This is a genomic window from Advenella kashmirensis W13003 (assembly GCF_000506985.1).
In the GTDB taxonomy this organism is placed as follows: Bacteria; Pseudomonadota; Gammaproteobacteria; order Burkholderiales; family Burkholderiaceae_B; genus Advenella; species Advenella kashmirensis_A.
In genome coordinates, this window is sequence record NZ_KI650981.1 from 47,122 (window position 1) to 64,374 (window position 17,253).

Below are 17,253 nucleotides of genomic sequence, written 5' to 3' on the forward strand. Positions count from 1 at the left end.
GCACGATATCGTGCCTGGCCCGGGCCGTTAAACAAAGTGTGAATCCTTCGCCGTGAACAAAAATCGTTGTCAATCATCCAGCACTCCAATGTCCGCACAGACTGTACCTTTCTCCTTTCGAACCCTGCGCCTGGCCGCAGCCGCAGCCTCTTTACTGCTACTGGCGGCCTGCGCTGTCGGGCCGGATTATGTCGTACCGCCACAGGACACCGGTGTCGCGTTCAAGTCGGCCCAGGGCTGGGTGCAGGCCCGGCCCGGTGCGCCGCTGGCCAGCGACAGCTGGTGGCAGCGCTATCAGGATCCTTTGCTAAATAGTCTGGTCGATCGCCTGAACGAGTCCAATCAGACGCTGGCGCAGTCGATTGCGCGTTACGACCAGGCGGTGGCCACCAGCGCCCAGTCGCGTTCGGGGTTCTTTCCCACTGCCGGGCTGAGCCTGTCGGGTGACCGCAATAAAACCGCCAGCGGTATTGCCAATAGCGTAAACGGGTCGGTGTCGCTGCAGTGGGAAGCCGACTTGTGGGGCAAGTTGCGGCGCCAGTATGAAAGCAGCAAGAGCGATGAGCAGGCCAGCCGGGCCGATGTCGCTGCTGCGAGACTGAGCATGCAATCGACCCTGGCCCAGAACTATTTTGCCCTGCGCATGCTGGATGAACGCAAGCGCCTGCTGCAGGCCAATGTGCGGGCATATGAACGCTCGGTGCAGGTCAACCAGAATCGTTACGAGCAGGGTGTTGCCGCGCGCGCCGATGTGGTCAGTGCGCAGGCGCAGCTTGAAAGCGCCCGTGCCTCGGCCATTGCCATCGAGGCCGATCGCAGTCTGCTGGAGCACGCCATTGCCGTGCTGATCGGCCAGCCGCCGTCGGCCTTTGCCATTGAGCCCAAGGCCTATGAAGTCCAGGTGCCTGCCATTCCTGTCGATGTGCCTTCCACACTGTTGATGCAGCGTCCGGACATCGTGGCGGCAGAACGGCGCGTGGCCGCTGCCAATGCCCAGATCGGCGTGGCCCAGGCGGCCTGGTTTCCCGACCTGACCCTGGGCGGTTCAATCGGCAATACCACATCGACGCTGGCGCAATGGCTGGCCTCGCCGTTGCAGTTCTGGTCGCTCGGGCCGTCGCTGGCCATGACCTTGCTCGATGGCGGCGCGCGTGCCGGCGCGGTGGACTTTTCAAAAGCCTCCTATCGTGCTGAAGTGGCGACCTATCGGCAGACCGTACTGACCAGCCTGCAGGAAGTGGAAGACGCGATCAGTACCCTGCGGGTGCTGGAGCGGCAGCAGGCGGCGCAAATGCGTGCGCTGACTGCAGCACGGCAATCGCTGGCGATCACGCAGAACCAATATCTGGCCGGGCTGGTGGATTACCTGAGCGTAGTGCAGGTGCAGTCAAACGCTTATTCGGCAGAACAGACTGCCCTGCAACTGGAAAGCCAGCGTCTTCAGGCCAGCGTCCAATTGATTGCCGCGCTGGGCGGCGGATGGGACCGGGCGCAATTGGCAAGCAAGAGTGCACCGTGAACGGCTTCTGCGCATGGCGGTCAGTAAGTGCAGAATACTAACAGGCGATGGCATCAGATCCTGACTTGCACATGATCGGGGCGGGGGCAGAGCAGGAGTCGCTGCCGGCGGCGTGACGCCTTAGCCCTGCTGGCATCAGGGTTCCTGCGGCGCCTGAGCGATAATATGGTAAAAATCGTTATATCCATATTGCCATCAACGCTGATTTTTACACAGGTTTTACTGCTATGCCAATTTACAAATGCGAGACTTCCGCAATCAACCCCCAGACGTTCCCGCTGGATGAAATCGTGATGGGCCTGCGTGATGCACGCATCAAGTGGCGCACCGACCAGAAGCGCCTGGACGAGAAGGGCGGCCGCCATCTGCCGTCGCCGCATATCATCAATGAGGCGCTGGAGCTGTTGATCGGCGCGCTGTTTCCCATGCGCCTGGGTCCCAACGACCTGCTTCAGGAGAACGAAGATTTTTACGTCGGCCATACCGTCGGCGTTGCGCTGAACACCTTGCTGACCCAGGTGAAACTGGAGGTGCGGCACCAACACCGTCATGATGCCTGTGAACCGGCAGACCTCGAACAGCGGGCCGTGACCATTGTCCGCGAATTTGCCCGCAAATTGCCTAACGTGCGGGCGCTTCTGGATACCGACGTCTATGCCGCCTATTCAGGCGACCCGGCAGCCAAGAGCGTGGATGAAGTCCTGCTGTGCTACCCGGGTGTCCTGGCGATGGTGTATCACCGACTGGCTCACTGCCTGTATTCGCTTGGCGTGCCGCTGGTGGCGCGCATCGCGGCCGAACTGGCGCACGGCCAGACAGGGATCGATATTCATCCCGGGGCGCAGATCGGCGCCGGTTTCTTCATTGACCATGGCACTGGCGTGGTCATCGGTGAAACGGCCATTATCGGCGAACGGGTGCGTCTGTACCAGAACGTGACGCTGGGCGCCAAGAGTTTTCCGACAGACAGCAACGGCGATATCAGCAAGGGTATTGCACGTCACCCCATCGTGGAAGACGATGTGGTGATCTATGCCGGTGCAACGGTACTTGGACGGGTCACGATCGGCAAGGGTGCCGTGGTCGGCGGCAACGTATGGCTTACGCACGATGTTGAGCCCGGCTGTTTCGTGCGCCAGGCGTCTTCCAGCAACAAGGAAGCGCTGTTTAATGGCAATTGTGATTAAGTCTGCGGGCGCGGTCGTTGTGCGAGTCGGCAGATCCGGGTAGAACCCGGTTCTGACCGGCTACACTTTGCTGCCTGGCTGTACACGGGTTGTGGTGCGTCGGTTCCGGCTTGCCCTGGTCAAGCCAGGCCGCGGATCGCCGCAATCCCGTGGGCCCCGTGTTCCTGCGCTGTCGCCAGCGTCGCCGCCGATTGCCCGCCGATGGCATAAACAGGCAAACCCGCTTCATGCGCAATGGCAGCAAACGCTTCCCAGCCTAGCGCAGCCTGATCGGGGTGCGATGGCGTGTCCAGCACATGGCCCAGTACCACGAAATCAGCCCCCAAGACCTGCGCGTACAGCACGTCCGCCGTGTTGTGGGCTGATACCGCCACCAGATAATTGTCTTGCGGCAAGGGGCGTGCTTCGGCCAGCAGCGCGTCCTGCGCCCGCAATTGCACGCCATCGGCCTGTTTCCACCAGGCTTTGGGATGCACGCTGTTGATCAGCACACGTGCGCCGGCGGCATGGCAGATCTCAATGGCCTGCCCGAAGACGGCTTTCAGGCTTGCGGCAGCGGTGCCATCGGGCCAGGCCGGTTCACGCAGCTGTACGAGCCGGATGCCGTTGTCCAGTTGCTGCTGCAGGGTTGCCAGCCAGGATTCGATGTTTTCCGGGCTGCCGATTGCCGAGAGCGCATAGTGTTCCGGCAGGGTCAGCCAGCGTAGCGGCGGCAGCGAGGCCGGCAGCAGTTCGCCCAGTTCCGCTGCCCCGGCGGGCGTGGTCCAGGCCAGCCTTTGTTCTTCCAGCGATGTGGGCGTGCCGGTCCAGCCGGTCACGCGCCAGAAAGCCAGGTTGACAACGGTTTTCGGATATTCATAGGTGAAGGTGACCCAGGGCGTGCAGGTATGCACATCAATTCCCAATTCTTCCTTCAGCTCGCGCACCAGGGCCTGCTTCTCGGTTTCGCCCGACTCGATCTTGCCGCCGGGGAACTCCCACCAGTCTTCCCAGGGCTTGCCCTTGGGGCGCTGCCCCAGCAGCACTTCACCGGTTTGCTGGTTGAGGATGGCGCCGACCACGACTTTGATATACGGTTTGGCTTCGCTCATTTGTCTGCTCCGTGTTCAGTTTGTGCCGCCGCTGCTGCTGGCATATGGCGGGCGGCCCAGTCCCGGGCAAAATGGCGCGCCACGCGGCCCGACCGGGAGCCGCGCTCCAGTGTCCATTGCAGCGCCTCGGTACGGCTCGGTTCGATAAATTCCGGCGGGCATCCCAGTTCGCGCAACCAGTGGGCCACGATGTCCAGGTAATCGTCCTGGCGGAAAGGGTAGAACGATAGCCAGATCCCAAAGCGTTCGGACAGCGAGATCTTTTCTTCGACGGTCTCGCCCGGGTGAATTTCTCCGTCCGACTGGTGCTTGGTGGACAGGTTTTCGTTCATGTATTCGGGCATCAGATGCCGGCGGTTGGAGGTCGCGTAGATCAGCACATTATCGCCCGCCGAGGCAATGGAGCCGTCCAGAACCGATTTGAGCGCCTTATAGCCCGCTTCGCCTTCTTCGAACGACAGGTCATCGCAGAAAATAATAAACCGTTCCGGCCGGCCGGCGACGATATCGACCAGATCGGTCAGATCGGCCAGGTCGGATTTGTCCATTTCGACCAGGCGCAGCCCCCGTGGCGCATACTCGGCCAGCATCGCCTTGACCAGCGAGCTTTTACCGGTACCGCGGGCGCCGGTCATGAGCACGTTATTGGCCGGTTTGCCTTCCAGAAAATGAAGTGTGTTGCGATCGATCGCGTCCCGCTGGCGCTCAATGTGCAACAGGTCGTCCTTGTGGATTGTAGAGATATGCCTGACCGCCTCCAACCACCCCGTAGAGCCCTTGCGACGCCAGCGGAACGCGTGGGCCTCCCAATCGATGGGCGGGGGCGCCGGCGGCAGCCAGGCTGCAAGCTGGCGCAGAACCAGGTCGGCGCGTTCAATCAGGGAGGTCAGGTCGGGGGTCGGGTCGGAGCGGCTCACTTGCAAGTCCTATGTCGTCAATGGCAGTCAAAACGCATACATTATCATCAAAAAAAGGCCTTTGTCTGTTTCTTGCGGCGGGCTGGAATATAATCGGGAACTGCCCTGCGTTAACTTTCTTTTATGCTTCAGGATCTGCCTTGAACCTCCCAGAGATTATCCGTCCCATCAACGAAGATATGCGCGCCGTGGATGGCGTAATCCGCAAGAAACTCGACTCTGACGTGGTTCTCATCCGCACGATCGGGGAATATATCATCGGCGCGGGCGGCAAACGCATGCGCCCCGCGCTGGTGCTTATGGCTGCACGCGCCTTTGGTTATCAGGGCGAGGCCCATCACACCCTGGCTGCAGTCGTCGAGTTCATTCACACCTCAACCCTGCTGCACGACGATGTTGTCGATGAATCCGACATGCGACGCGGGCGCGATACGGCCAACGCGGTTTTTGGCAACGCGGCCAGCGTACTGGTAGGCGACTATCTTTACTCGCGTTCCTTCGAAATGATGGTCGAGCTCGATTCCATGCGCATTATGCAGGTGCTCTCGGCCGCGACCACCGTCATCGCCGAGGGCGAGGTGCTGCAACTGCTCAATGTCCATGATCCTGATGTGTCTGTCGAGCGCTATCTGCAGGTCATCCGCTATAAAACCGCCAAGCTGTTCGAGGCTGCCATGCAAACCGGGGCATTGCTGGCCGGTGTGACGGCGGAACAGGAAAATGCAGCAGCCGATTACGGGCGCTATGTCGGCACCGCGTTTCAGTTGATTGATGATGTGCTGGACTACACCGGCGATGTTGACTCCCTGGGTAAAAATGTGGGCGACGATCTGCGCGAGGGCAAGCCGACCCTGCCGCTGATTCGCGTCATGCAGGTGGGTACACCCGAGCAGCGTACCCTGATTCATAAGGCAATCGAAACCGGCGAAGCCGATTTTGCGCAAGTGGCTCGTGCCATTAATGATACCGATGCTCTGGAGTACACCCGCAATGTGGCGCGCGAAGAAGCGGAACGCGCCCGGCGTGCACTGGACGTCTTCCCCGATTCCGATTTCAAACAGTCGCTGCTGGCATTCTGCACGTTTGCAACGGAACGCGACCGCTGATTCGCCGGCGATGCCCGCCGGCATCGCGTCATTTGCCATTTTTCAGACACGATTTGTTGCGATCAGGGTTTACCTGAATCGCAAATCTGCCTGTGTGCGCCTCTTCATTTTTGGGTTATAGTTGCTCGGTAAACCTGTATTCATGGTCTGCCGAGTGGCGGCCGGCCGGAATTTCAAAAAAATTTTCAAGAGGTTAAGATGATCAAGAGCAAACTGAAAGCAGCCTTACTGGGATTTGCCGTCACGTTGGCCGTGCCGGCAGCCACCGTTGCCCACGCACAGGACAAAGAGCTTGTGGTTGCCACCGACACCGCATTTGTGCCCTTCGAATTCAAGCAGGACGGCAAATATGTCGGTTTTGACGTTGAATTGTGGGATGCGCTGGCCAAGGACATGGGCGTCAAATACCGTCTGCAACCCATGGACTTCAACGGCATTATTCCCGGCCTGCAAACCAAGAACATCGACGTAGCGCTGGCAGGCATCACCATCAAGGACGAGCGCAAAAAGGTCATCGATTTCTCTGATCCGTACTATGAAAGCGGGATTGCCATTCTGACTTCTGTCAAAAACAAGGACAGCATCAAAACCGCCAAAGACCTGGCCGGCAAAGATGTCGCTGCCAAGACAGGCACCGCCACAGTGGATTTCCTGAAAAAGGAAGTGCCTGACGCCAAAGTCAAACTCTTCCCCAATATCGACAACGCGTTTCTTGACCTGGCCACCGGCCGTGTCGATGCCGTGGTTCATGATACGCCCAACGTACAGTATTACGCCAATACCGGCGGGAAGGGTAAAGTGGTCGTGACAGGATCCGTGCAGAGTGGAGATTTCTACGGTATTGCTTTCCCCAAAGGCAGTGATCTGATCGAAAAAGTCAACGCGTCTCTCAAGAAGCTCAAAGAGAACGGCGAATACGACAAACTCTACACCAAATGGTTTGGTCAGGCTGTCAAGTAAAAGCCGGCGCTCCCGATGTATGACAATACATTGCGGAACGTGACATCGCCGTCTATTGCAATCCGGTGATTGTTTCCATGCGGACACAGTCACCGGATTTTGTTTTTAGCGGTCACCTTTCTCGAACAGGGTTTATGTATGGATTTTGACTTTTCCGTTATTCAAGACGCCTTGCCCAGCCTGATGGCCGGAACCTGGGTCACCATCAAGATCACCTTCTGGGGATTGCTCGGTGGTGTGCTCCTGGGGGCGCTCACCGGCGTGATTCGCGCCTATATTCCGTCGCTGTTTTCAGGCGAAGCGATCCGCCGCAATCCCGTGGCCGGCATTCTGGGGCCGCTGCTCAGCCTCATCGCCCAGATCTACGTGCTGGTCGTGCGCGGCACGCCGATCGTGGTGCAGGTCATGTTTATTTATTTCGCCTTGCCGCTGCTGATTGATGTGCGCGTGGACGGCATGTCGGCCGCCATTGCCACGCTGATCATCAACTCCGGCGCCTATATTGCCGAAATCGTCCGCGGCGCACTGCAATCGGTGCCGCGAGGGTTGTTCGAGGCGGGGCAGTCCATGGGGCTGTCCTTTCACCGGATCCTGCTCAAGATCATCTGGCCCGTGGCGTTTCGCCGCATGATCCCGGCATTGGGCAACCAGTGCATTATCAGCCTGAAGGATTCGTCGCTGTTCATCGTGATCGGTGTGGCCGAACTGACGCGTCAGGGCCAGGAAATCATGGCTGCCAATTTCCGCGCGGTGGAAATCTGGGGCGCGGTCGCCGTCATTTACCTGATCCTTAACGGGCTGATTGCCCTGACCCTGAAAATCATGGAACACAGGATGCGTAACGTATGAGTATGGTCACATTTCAAAACGTCGTAAAAAAATTCGGCGACAACACAATTCTGAACGATATCAGCCTGTCCATTGACAAGGGCGAGGTCGTGGTGGTCGTGGGTCCGTCGGGCTCGGGCAAATCCACGTTTCTGCGCTGCATCAATGCGCTGGAAACCATTCAGGAAGGCGATATCCGGGTGGGCGAACTCAGCGTGCGCGGCACGCCTGCCGAAGTGCGGGAACTACGCCGGGAAGCCGGTATGGTGTTCCAGCAGTTCAATCTGTTTCCGCAACTGACTGCTCTTGAAAATGTCATGTTCGGTCCGCTGGAGTCGCGCGGGGTGTCCAAACAGCAGGCCCGTACCGAAGCCATTGCACTGCTGGACAAGGTGGGCCTGGCCGAGCGCATGAATCACTATCCCAGTGAATTGTCGGGCGGGCAGCAGCAGCGCGTGGCCATTGCCCGGTCCCTGGCGGTCAAGCCCTTGCTGATGTTGTTTGATGAGCCGACGTCGGCACTGGACCCGGAACTGCGCCACGAAGTGCTCAAGGTGATGAAGGACCTGGCCGAAGAGGGCATGACCATGGTGGTTGTTACGCACGAGATGGATTTTGCCAGCAAAGTGGGCAGCCGTCTGCTGTTCATCGATAACGGCAAAATCGCGCACGACGGTAAGCCGACGGAACTGCTAACTTCACCCCCAAGCCAGCGTTTGAAAGATTTTCTGCAACATGTGGTGTAAATTAACGGGTTCCCTCGTTCTTTTCCAGGAAGCAGTCAGAAATGCCCCAATATCGTTCCAAAACTTCGACCCACGGTCGTAATATGGCTGGTGCGCGTGCCTTGTGGCGCGCCACTGGTATGAAAGACGGCGACTTCGGCAAGCCGATCATCGCGGTGGTTAACTCCTTTACCCAGTTTGTACCGGGGCATGTCCACCTCAAGGATATGGGGCAACTGGTAGCCCGGCAGATCGAAGCGGCCGGTGGTGTGGCCAAGGAGTTCAACACGATTGCGGTGGACGATGGCATTGCCATGGGGCACGGCGGCATGCTGTACTCGCTGCCTTCACGTGAACTGATTGCGGATTCGGTCGAATACATGGTCAACGCGCATTGCGCCGACGCCATGGTCTGTATTTCCAATTGCGACAAAATTACCCCGGGCATGCTGATGGCCGCCATGCGCCTGAACATCCCCGTTGTTTTTGTCTCGGGCGGACCGATGGAAGCCGGCAAGGTACAGGCGCCGGAAACCGGCAAGGTCATCAAACTGGATCTGGTGGACGCCATGATCAAGGCGGGCGATCCGACTGTTTCAGATGCGGAAACCGAAGAAATCGAGCGCAGCGCCTGTCCGACTTGCGGATCCTGTTCCGGCATGTTTACGGCCAATTCCATGAACTGCCTGACTGAAGTGCTGGGGCTGTCCCTGCCCGGCAACGGTACGATTGTGGCCACACATGCACGTCGCCGTTCACTGTTCGAGCGCGCCGGCCATCTGGTCGTGGAACTGTGCAAGCGCTATTACGAGCAGGATGATGCCTCTGTTCTGCCGCGTTCCATTGCCACCAAGAAAGCCTTTGAAAACGCCATGACGCTGGACGTCGCCATGGGCGGGTCCACCAATACCGTGCTGCACCTGCTGGCAGCCGCCCAGGAAGCCGGTGTGGATTTCACCATGGCTGATATCGACCGGATTTCCCGTCATGTACCCTGCGTCTGTAAAGTGGCGCCGGCGACAAATAAATTCCATATCGAAGACGTGCACCGCGCCGGCGGCGTGATCGCCATTCTGGGCGAGCTGGGTCGCGCGGGTCTGCTGGATCTGGATGTGGGCAACGTACACAGCGGTACACTGGGTAAAGCCATCGATGACTGGGATGTCAACAGCGGTCACGCAACCGAGGAAGTCAATACCTTCTACAAGGCATCGCCTGGCGGTATCCCCACCCAGGTCGCCTTCAGCCAGGATCGCCAGTTTGCCGACCTGGATCTGGACCGCAGCGAAGGGTGTATCCGCGACAAGGCACATGCCTATTCGCAGGATGGCGGTCTGGCCGTGTTGTACGGCAATCTGGCTGAAAACGGCTGTATCGTCAAAACAGCCGGTGTGGATGAAAGCATTCTGAAGTTCACCGGTCGCGCCATTGTGTTCGAAAGCCAGGAAGATGCAACCGACGGCATCCTGGGTGGCAAAGTCCAGGAAGGTCATGTTGTCATCATCCGCTACGAAGGCCCCAAGGGTGGTCCGGGCATGCAGGAAATGCTGTACCCCACGTCTTATCTGAAATCCAAGGGACTGGGTGCCAAGGCAGCCTTGCTGACCGATGGTCGATTCTCGGGCGGCTCGTCGGGCCTGGTGATCGGACATGCGTCTCCCGAAGCCGCCGAAGGTGGCACGATCGGTCTGGTGCATGATGATGATGTGATTGAAATTGATATTCCGAATCGCACCATCAATCTGGTTGTGGATGAAACGGAACTCACGCGTCGTCGTGCCGAAATGGAAAATCGCGGACAAAGCGCCTGGCATCCGGCGCATCGTGAGCGCCTTGTGTCTCAGGCGCTCAAGGCATATGCTGCGATGGCCACATCGGCTGATCGCGGGGCCGTGCGCGATATCAGTCAACTGATCAAATAAAGCGAAGCATGCCAGCGGCCGGTTGATCCGGCCGTTTTTTTGCCGGCGCAGTTCATGTCTGCGCTGTTGTTATAGAGCACTCGGTGAAGTGCGTATGCAGTCGATGCAGGTTGCAGGTTATCTGTGGGTAATTGACAGGTAATTTGTCGATAGCGTGTAGGTAGTCTGTAGGTAGTCGTAAGCATCATCCGACTGGTTTTCTACGAGGAGCATGATATATGACAACTGAACGTAAAGTTGCAGCCTCGCCCCGCGTGGGCTCCCGCGATCTTCCCAAAGTAAGGAAACGCGATTTCCCTGTAAGCGATGCCCGGCGCTATCTGGAGCCGGGGCCGATTGTCCTGGTGTCGTCACACTGGCAGGGCCGCGACAATATCATGACCATGGGCTGGCACTGCATTCTGGAGTTTTCGCCGTCGCTGTTCGGTTGCCTGATTTCCTCTGGTAATCACAGTTTCGATATGATCCGTCACAGTGGAGAGTGTGTCATCAACCTGCCCACGACGAAGCTGACAGACATCGTTGCCCGCATCGGCAATTGCTCCGGCAGCGAGGTTGACAAATTTGCCGAATTTGGGCTTACCGCAAGTCCCGCAGAGCGGGTGAGTGCGCCGCTAATCGACCAGTGCCATGCGGCATTTGAATGCAGGTTATATGACGATGTACTGGTCGACAAATACAATTATTTTATTTTTGAAATCGTCAAGGCGCATGTCGCGCCCCGGCCGGCACATCCGGAAACGTTGCACTATACGGGTGATGGTGTGTTCATGGTCGCCGGCAAAATCATCAGCCGCCGCAAGCTGTTTACCAAAGTACTGTAGCGGTCGTTCAATGCCGGGATCCCTGGCAGTGGTGCGCGCTGCCGGCGTTGCGCACCACTGCAAGAGCATATAGCGATGAGGATATCGCGGTGAGGATATCGCGGTGAGGGCAGCCCGATCTGCGCCAGAGCTTACCCCGAATTGCGCAGGCCCGTGGCGATACCGTTAATGGTCAGGTGAATCGTGCGCTGGCTGCGCATTTGCTCCAGTTTCGATGGTTCGGCCCCTGCATCTTCCAGCGCGCGCTGGCGCCGGATAACTTCGACCTGAAGATAATTGAGCGGATCGGTGTAAGCAAAGCGTTCCTGCAGGGCTTCTTTCAGGGTCGGGTTGTCTGCAAGAAGCGCCTGTTGCTTGATGGCGTACATGGCGTCGCGCGTCAGTTTGAATTCCTCTTCGATCATGCCGAAAACAGTATGACGAATGTGTTCGTCTGCCACCAGCTCACTGTATTGGCGTCCGATATCCATATCGGTTTTGGCCAGCACCATTTCCATATTGGACAATACGCTCTGGAAAAAAGGCCAGTGTTCGGCCATGTCCCGTAATAATTGCGTACGTGATTCCTGGGTGCTGCCGTCGTCCCTGCCCGTACCCAGGCGGATGAATGAATCAATCGCGGTGCCCACGCCATACCAGCTGGTAATCATCAGCCGGCATTGCGCCCAGGAAAACCCCCAGGGAATGGCCCGCAAGTCCTCGATTCGCTGACCCTTTTTACGAGACGCGGGGCGCGAGCCGATATTTAAGCCTGCGATTTCATTAATCGGTGTCGCGGCAAAAAAGTAATCGACAAATCCCGGCGTATCGTACACCAGCTTGCGATACGCGTGCTGGGCGGCATCGGACAGCCACGCCATGGCGCTGGTATAGCGCTGCAGTGTTTCGCTGTCCTTGCGGGTTTCTTCATGCGGCGCGAGACTGCCCAGCAGGGTGGCCGAGACCAGCAGCTCAAGATTGATCAGGCCACTGTCGGCGTTTTTGTATTTGCTCTGGATGACTTCGCCCTGTTCAGTCAGTCGGATCTGGCCGTCCACGGTGCCGGGAGGCTGCGCCAGAATGGCGTCGAAGCTGGAGCCGCCGCCGCGGCCCACGGAGCCGCCCCGTCCATGAAAGAGACGCAGGCGCACGTCATGCCGGCGGAATACCTCAAGCAGCTTCAGTTCAGCGTTGTACAGGGACCAGTTGGAGGTCAGATAGCCACCATCCTTGTTGCTGTCGGAATAACCCAGCATGACTTCCTGGACGCCCTGCTGGGCGTGGAGAATGCGTTCGCGTACCCGTGCCAGCGACAGCCAGCGATCCATAATCGCGGGGCCTGCTTCCAGATCGGGAATTGTTTCAAAGAGGGGCACGACAATCAGGCCATCGCCGGTCGTCACCGCCAGGCGCTGGCCTGTTTCATCACGCTGTTGCGAGATCAGGCCGGTTTCCTGTTGCAGCACCAATACTTCCAGCAGATCGCTCAGCGTTTCGGTATGGGACACAATATATTGCGTAATGGCGTCTTTGCCATAATGATGGCGTACCGAGGCGGCCGCATGCAAAATGGCCAGCTCCTTGCGCGTTTCTTCGCTGTACTGCTGCCAGGATGACACCAGCGGCCGGCTGTCTTCAAGCTCAGCCAGTAGCAGCGTGATTTTTTTCTCTTCCGACAATTGATCGTACTGAACAGGCTGACCTTCATATTTGATGGCGGCTCGCTGATAGAGTTCAGTCAGCACGCGTTCATGCACATCGGAACTTTGCCGCAGATCCAGCGTGGCCAAATGAAAGCCGAACACGGCCACCGCCTGCTGCAGTTCCTGCAGGCGCAAGGGTACCACGGCAGCGGCCTGATTCTCGCAGAGCGAACGGGCAATGACATCCAGGTCTGCCGCGAAATCGGCCGGCGCATTGTAGGGATCGGCGCTGGCCGTATTGCGCAAGGCCAGATCGTGATGAGTGAGGTGCCGGGCGGTCGCGGCCAGCCGGGCATAGACGCCGATCAGGGCGCGGCGGTAGGGCTCGTCCAGGCGGTGGCGCGATTGATCGGGGCTGAGGTCGGACAGTTGGGCCAGATCGGTTGACACATGGGTGAGCGAGGTGCTCAGGGACAGTTCCGAGCCCAGCAGATGCACCTGGGCCAGATAATAGTCGAACAGCGTTGTGGCGTGACGGTTGATGGCGTGGGTCAGCGTTTCGGCATTGACATTGGGGTTGCCGTCCCGGTCGCCACCGATCCAGGAACCCATTTTCAGAAAAGGCGGCAGAATGGCGGCGCCATCGCCCGGCTCTCCCAGGCTGCGATTGAGGCGGTTGTATAGCGTCGGAATGGCTTTGAGAAACGTGGTATTGAAGTAGGCCAGGGCGTTTTCGATTTCATCATTGACGGTCAGCTTGTTGAAGCGCAACATGCGCGTCAGCCAGAGCGTCTTGATATGTCCCGTCAGTTCCAGGGCCAGTTGATGGCTTTCGTCTTCGGTCAAGCGACTGTCGATGGCAACCAGGCACTGGCTGATATGCCGGTGCAGGTCCAGCGTGCTTTTGCGCTGCACTTCTGTCGGGTGGGCCGTCAGCACCGGGACGATCGTGGCACCGGACAGAAAATCCCGGATCGCACTGTGACCGACGCCATGCTGCTCCAGTTTGGCCAGCGTATGTCCGAGCGTTCCCGTCTGCGCTTCATTGCTGCTGAGCAGGCGGCGACGTTGTCGCTTTTGCTGGTCGCGGTCTTCGGCCAGATTGGCCAGATGCAGAAAATAACTGAACGCGCGCGACAGGGTATTGGCCTCGTCGTCGGACAGGGCCGTAAGCCTATTGAGCATGGTATCGCGTTCCTGCGCCAGGCCTTCCCGCTTGAAGCGCACGGCGGCGCGACGAACCGTTTCAATGACATCAAAAATCGGCTGGCCGTCTGATTCACGGATGGCGGCGCCAAGGATCCTGCCCAGCAGTCGAATGTCCTGCTGCATTTCATTTCTGTCTGTGCTTGCGTTTTCCACGTTGTCTCTTACTCCGGTTGGTTGCGGGGTTCCATTCATTGTAGGGCCTTCTGGCATGTTGCGCATTTCGCTTATCGGAACGCTGTCTTTTGTATTTGCCGCAAATGGGTGGGTTCGATAATACTGCTGCCGGTAAAGGGGCGATCATTGACCAGAATCAGGAATGAAATACTGGCAAAACTCAGGGAAATCAGCACCACGGCCTTGCGCAGTTCCGGACGGGTGTGATAATGAATATCATAAATGACATACATACAGACACTCAGAAGAATCAGCAGCACCAGCCATTTCTGCGGATTGATGTGATACGTGGCCACATTCAATCGTTCATCGCGCGACTTGCGCACCTGGATCAGATAGTCGTTCAGTAGCTTCATCTGGGAGCTGACATAGGCATCTGTCTGCACTTCGCTGGTGATTCTGGCTGTGTGGATAGTCAGCACATCCAGAGCTGCCTCGGTGCGTTCGCTGACCTGATCGCGGTTCATGCTGGGCCATTCGTCGTCGACAGCAGCGTTAACATAGGCCTGCAGACGGGCTCGCAGATCGGCATTGATTTCGGGCGGCAGAAATTTCAGCACCCGCAGTGCATCGCTGACCGCGCCCGCTTCGGCTTCCGTGGCAGCCTGTCCCTTCTCGTTTTCCTTCCAGACGTCGCTGGCCATGAACGCCATGTTCAGGCCAATGGGAACCAGCAGACCTGAAATGAGCGTATGGCTCAGGGCGCTGCTGCGTGGCGAGGTGCTGTTGCGGCGTTGCAGCCGAATAATCACTACGATGATGCCGGACATGCACAGGAAAAAAACCGTACACAAAATCCAGGATGCAATAATCGGAACTTCGAACAGCAAATTGTAAAGGTGCATGACATCCTCACGGGAGACAAAGCTGAAATAATGCTGACCATCATGTTTAGCCTCATAACCCGGCGTCAGTCTGATGTTATGGACGTTTCGTATTCTACCTTCTGTCCGGTCGGCCCATCGGGGTCGGTAACGTCCCGGACAAAAAAGGGGGGCGGGGCCAGGTTATCTCCTTCGGCCAGGCAGAATGAAAACCGGTGGCGATATTCCGGATGGAGACAAAGGGTGCCTGCGATGGGTGATAATAGAATATTGATCCTTTTATGCATCCGTCAGGACCAGCCGTAATGAACCACTCGACGACGCCGCGCTTTATATTTGACCGGTTTCTGTATTTGACGACCGATCCGCATGAGATCGAAGTTTGCCTGCAGCCAGGCGCATCCACCGCGCCAGCGCCCGGTGCCGAACTGGCGCTGCGGGATGATATTTCCACCGACGAAATCACGCCGGTCGCCATCATGTCTCATTACGACGACAAGCTCGGCGGATTCGCCTATACCGGTGTGCAGGCTGCCGGTATCACGCCCATTGCGCGCGATGCCGTCAGGCTGGCAGGTATCCAGGTGGTCGTGGCGGGCAGCCGCTACGGCAAGGGGTCTTCCCGGGAACACAGCCCGGCCGCCGAAAAGCATGCCGGGATCAAGCTGGTATTTGCCCGCAGCTTTGAACGGATATACCGTCAGAACGCCGACAACATCGGTCTGCTGACATCGACCAACTTTGCGCTGCTGGCGCGATTGCAGGCCGGTCAGTCCATCACGCTTGACGAGATTCTGGCCGAGCGCGACGAGCTGACACAAGCCATTTTGCGCAGTGGCGGCCTGCTCGCGTACGGTAAATCCTATCTGGGCAGAAGCCGCCCTGAGGCGCCCCAGGCGAGTGACCAGCCGCAAACGCTTTTTGAGAAAATCATGGCCCGGCACGTGCTGCGTACGGATCAGACCACGACGGACCTGACGCCGGGCGCCGGTATTTTTCTGCGTGCCGACTGGCGTTTCATTCACGAGTATTACACCGGTATGGCCGCGCATATGCTGCACCAAAGCTATGGCGCGCCATTGCAGTTGTTCGATGCGGAAAAAATCATCGCTTTCGAGGATCACACTTCCTATCTTCAGGAAAGCCCGGCTCATTTGCGCCAGGGGCTGGTGCCGAACATGCTGCGGATGTGCCAGGCGCACCGCGATTTTGTGCAGGAAACCGGTCTGCGTTCGCACCGAACCCTGACCGAAGCGCAAGCGAGCGCCGATGATGGCAGCAACGTAGCCGGTATTTCACATGCCATGATGGCGGAACACTATGCCTTGCCCGGTCAGGTAGTGGTGGGCACCGATTCGCACACCCCGCACAGCGGCGCACTCGGTTGCGTGGCGTTTGGCGTGGGCACCACCGACATGGCCAATGCTTTCATGACCGGCGCCGTACGGATCATCATGCCCGCCGGCATTCTGGTCAAGCTGAATGGCTCGTTGCCTGCCGGGGTAAGCGCCAAAGATATTGTTCTGCATCTGCTGGCCTTGCCGCAAATTCGGGAGGGCAGAGGCGTAGGACGGGTGTTTGAATTCACCGGTACGGTCATTCATGCGTTGTCAGTGGATGAACGGGCTACCCTGACCAATATGTGTGCCGAGTTAGGCGGTTTTACCGGTATCGTCGCACCTGATGCGAAGACGGTACAGTTTCTGAGTGAACGTCGCGGCGTGGATTTTGAGCTGGAAGACTGGATGCAGAGTGATCCGGGTGCTCGCTATGAGCAGTGCATTGAGGTGGACTGTTCCGGACTGGATGTGCTGGTTGCCGCGCCTGGCGATCCAGGCAACGGCCGGCCGGTAGGTACCCTGCATGATCCCGTATCGATCGATATTGCCTACGGCGGCTCCTGTACTGCGGGCAAGCGTGAGGATTTTGATCAATATTACGCGGTGCTGGCCTGGGGATTGCAACAGGGCCTGCAGTTGCCGTCACATGTAACGCTTTATCTGCAGTATGGCACGACGGCGGTTCGCGACTATTGCGTGCACAAGGGGTATGATCTGGTGTTCGAACGCATGGGGGCGCATATATTGCAACCGTCATGTGGCGCTTGTGCCAATTGCGGACCGGGCTCGTCGGTTGATGCGGGCCAGGTGACGATCAGCGCGATCAATCGCAATTTTCCGGGACGGTCGGGCCCGGGGCAAGTGTGGCTTGGCAGTCCTGCGACCGTGATGGCCAGTGCGCTGGCCGGTCGTATCTGTTCGTTTGCGCAATTGCAACAAGGCCTGCACTAGGCCTGGCGACGCAGGCCTCGACATTCGAGATACGAATGGTGGTCTACGATTGTT

Annotated in this window: 13 protein-coding genes; 9 read left to right on the plus strand and 4 right to left on the minus strand. The window is 58.2% G+C overall.

Going from position 1 to position 17,253, the window contains the following annotated elements:
• The first annotated feature begins 88 nt into the window (after nucleotides 1-88).
• Both W822_RS39830 and epsC read left to right on the plus strand, forming a co-directional pair.
• Complete coding sequence (locus W822_RS39830; RefSeq protein WP_024006326.1) at nucleotides 89-1,519, plus strand: efflux transporter outer membrane subunit; 1,431 nt, start codon at nucleotides 89-91, stop codon at nucleotides 1,517-1,519.
• Nucleotides 1,520-1,746: 227 nt separating this feature from the next.
• Complete coding sequence (epsC, locus tag W822_RS39835; RefSeq protein WP_024006327.1) at nucleotides 1,747-2,706, plus strand: serine O-acetyltransferase EpsC; 960 nt, start codon at nucleotides 1,747-1,749, stop codon at nucleotides 2,704-2,706.
• 119 nt (nucleotides 2,707-2,825) lie between these two features.
• On the opposite strand, the gene W822_RS39840 is transcribed toward epsC, so the two are convergent.
• Nucleotides 2,826-3,797 (minus strand): Nudix family hydrolase, encoded by a 972-nt coding sequence (locus W822_RS39840; RefSeq protein ID WP_024006328.1) that lies wholly within the window; start codon nucleotides 3,795-3,797, stop codon nucleotides 2,826-2,828.
• Nucleotides 3,794-4,714 (minus strand): ATP-binding protein, encoded by a 921-nt coding sequence (locus W822_RS39845; protein WP_031243191.1) that lies wholly within the window; start codon nucleotides 4,712-4,714, stop codon nucleotides 3,794-3,796. Before W822_RS39845 ends, W822_RS39840 begins: the two co-directional genes overlap by 4 nt.
• A 140-nt stretch (nucleotides 4,715-4,854) precedes the next feature.
• Here W822_RS39845 and ispB point away from each other — a divergent pair, with 140 nt between their 5' ends.
• The 6 genes from ispB to W822_RS39875 all read left to right on the plus strand — a co-directional run bounded on the left by ispB (nucleotide 4,855) and on the right by W822_RS39875 (nucleotide 11,079).
• Nucleotides 4,855-5,820 carry an octaprenyl diphosphate synthase gene (gene ispB, locus W822_RS39850; RefSeq protein WP_024006330.1) on the plus strand — a complete coding sequence of 322 codons (966 nt, stop codon included), beginning with the start codon at nucleotides 4,855-4,857 and terminating at the stop codon, nucleotides 5,818-5,820.
• A 198-nt stretch (nucleotides 5,821-6,018) separates the two neighbouring features.
• Nucleotides 6,019-6,780: a glutamine ABC transporter substrate-binding protein GlnH gene (gene glnH, locus W822_RS39855; protein WP_024006332.1), complete on the plus strand. Its 762-nt coding sequence runs from the start codon at nucleotides 6,019-6,021 to the stop codon at nucleotides 6,778-6,780.
• Nucleotides 6,781-6,918: 138 nt separating this feature from the next.
• Nucleotides 6,919-7,629, plus strand: coding sequence for a glutamine ABC transporter permease GlnP (glnP, locus tag W822_RS39860; RefSeq protein ID WP_024006333.1), 711 nt, complete (start codon nucleotides 6,919-6,921; stop codon nucleotides 7,627-7,629).
• A complete protein-coding gene (gene glnQ / locus W822_RS39865; RefSeq protein ID WP_024006334.1) occupies nucleotides 7,626-8,354 on the plus strand; it encodes a glutamine ABC transporter ATP-binding protein GlnQ in 729 nt (242 codons plus the stop codon). Before glnP ends, glnQ begins: the two co-directional genes overlap by 4 nt.
• A 41-nt stretch (nucleotides 8,355-8,395) precedes the next feature.
• Nucleotides 8,396-10,255, plus strand: a complete 1,860-nt coding sequence (gene ilvD / locus W822_RS39870) for a dihydroxy-acid dehydratase (protein WP_024006335.1) — start codon at nucleotides 8,396-8,398, stop codon at nucleotides 10,253-10,255.
• A 218-nt stretch (nucleotides 10,256-10,473) separates the two neighbouring features.
• Complete coding sequence (locus tag W822_RS39875; protein WP_024006336.1) at nucleotides 10,474-11,079, plus strand: flavin reductase family protein; 606 nt, start codon at nucleotides 10,474-10,476, stop codon at nucleotides 11,077-11,079.
• A 131-nt stretch (nucleotides 11,080-11,210) separates the two neighbouring features.
• On the opposite strand, the gene ppc is transcribed toward W822_RS39875, so the two are convergent.
• Together ppc and W822_RS39885 are read right to left on the minus strand one after the other, a co-directional pair.
• Nucleotides 11,211-14,033, minus strand: coding sequence for a phosphoenolpyruvate carboxylase (gene ppc / locus W822_RS39880; protein ID WP_024006337.1), 2,823 nt, complete (start codon nucleotides 14,031-14,033; stop codon nucleotides 11,211-11,213).
• Nucleotides 14,034-14,134: 101 nt separating this feature from the next.
• On the minus strand, nucleotides 14,135-14,929 hold the full coding sequence (locus W822_RS39885; RefSeq protein ID WP_024006338.1) for a bestrophin-like domain: 795 nt from the start codon (nucleotides 14,927-14,929) through the stop codon (nucleotides 14,135-14,137).
• A 284-nt stretch (nucleotides 14,930-15,213) separates the two neighbouring features.
• Between W822_RS39885 and W822_RS39890 the strand changes: the two genes are divergently transcribed.
• Nucleotides 15,214-17,199, plus strand: a complete 1,986-nt coding sequence (locus W822_RS39890) for an aconitase family protein (RefSeq protein ID WP_024006339.1) — start codon at nucleotides 15,214-15,216, stop codon at nucleotides 17,197-17,199.
• Nucleotides 17,200-17,253 lie beyond the last annotated feature (54 nt).

Bases quoted from the DNA above. Each gene is read 5' to 3' on its own strand.
- W822_RS39830 (WP_024006326.1), top strand. From the start codon at position 89: ATGTCCGCACAGACTGTACCTTTCTCCTTTCGAACCCTGCGCCTGGCC.
- epsC (WP_024006327.1), top strand. From the start codon at position 1,747: ATGCCAATTTACAAATGCGAGACTTCCGCAATCAACCCCCAGACGTTC.
- W822_RS39840 (WP_024006328.1), bottom strand. From the start codon at position 3,797: ATGAGCGAAGCCAAACCGTATATCAAAGTCGTGGTCGGCGCCATCCTC.
- glnH (WP_024006332.1), top strand. From the start codon at position 6,019: ATGATCAAGAGCAAACTGAAAGCAGCCTTACTGGGATTTGCCGTCACG.
- glnP (WP_024006333.1), top strand. From the start codon at position 6,919: ATGGATTTTGACTTTTCCGTTATTCAAGACGCCTTGCCCAGCCTGATG.
- glnQ (WP_024006334.1), top strand. From the start codon at position 7,626: ATGAGTATGGTCACATTTCAAAACGTCGTAAAAAAATTCGGCGACAAC.
- ilvD (WP_024006335.1), top strand. From the start codon at position 8,396: ATGCCCCAATATCGTTCCAAAACTTCGACCCACGGTCGTAATATGGCT.
- W822_RS39875 (WP_024006336.1), top strand. From the start codon at position 10,474: ATGACAACTGAACGTAAAGTTGCAGCCTCGCCCCGCGTGGGCTCCCGC.
- ppc (WP_024006337.1), bottom strand. From the start codon at position 14,033: ATGCAGCAGGACATTCGACTGCTGGGCAGGATCCTTGGCGCCGCCATC.
- W822_RS39885 (WP_024006338.1), bottom strand. From the start codon at position 14,929: ATGCACCTTTACAATTTGCTGTTCGAAGTTCCGATTATTGCATCCTGG.
- W822_RS39890 (WP_024006339.1), top strand. From the start codon at position 15,214: ATGAACCACTCGACGACGCCGCGCTTTATATTTGACCGGTTTCTGTAT.